Annotated in this window: 1 protein-coding gene; it reads right to left on the reverse strand. The window is 39.8% G+C overall.

The genetic code is table 11. The features are described 5' to 3' along the window. Positions 1-502: Cna B-type domain-containing protein (locus COO03_RS23840; protein WP_179863027.1), on the reverse strand; the 502-nt coding region annotated here is incomplete at both ends.

The raw sequence follows: 502 nt of genomic DNA on the forward strand, positions 1-502 counted from the left end.
TGTTTATCTCTGTGTTTGTATCTGGTTTTGGTTTTGTGTTTGAATCCGATTTCGGATCTGGCTTTGGATCCGGTTTTGGATCTGGTTTCGGATCTGGTTTCGGATCTGGCTTTGGATCCGGTTTTGGATCTACAACTGTTCCGTCCTTGATTTTTGTATTCGTAATGTTATAACCGTTTACTTCTGTTTTATATCCTGCTACTGGTTTTTCTTTCACTTCATACTTGTACGCAGCGCCACTCGCATCATATGCCGCTAAATCTTTGAATTCATATTTCCAACCATTTGTTGCTGTTACGTCTTGTGTTTGGATTACTTGACCATTTTGCAGTAAATCTACTTTGATTGTTTTCGGACGATCTGTCGCATTGTCGTCTTTCCATGTTTTTGTTCCTTCTACTGTTGTTTGACCTACTTTTGTATTCGTGATGTTATAACCGTTTACTTCGGATTGGTATCCTGCTACTGGTTTTTCTTTCACCTCATACTTGTACGCAGCGCC

It is taken from the genome of Bacillus sp. AFS098217 (assembly GCF_002551815.1).
GTDB lineage: Bacteria > Bacillota > Bacilli > Bacillales > Bacillaceae_G > Bacillus_A.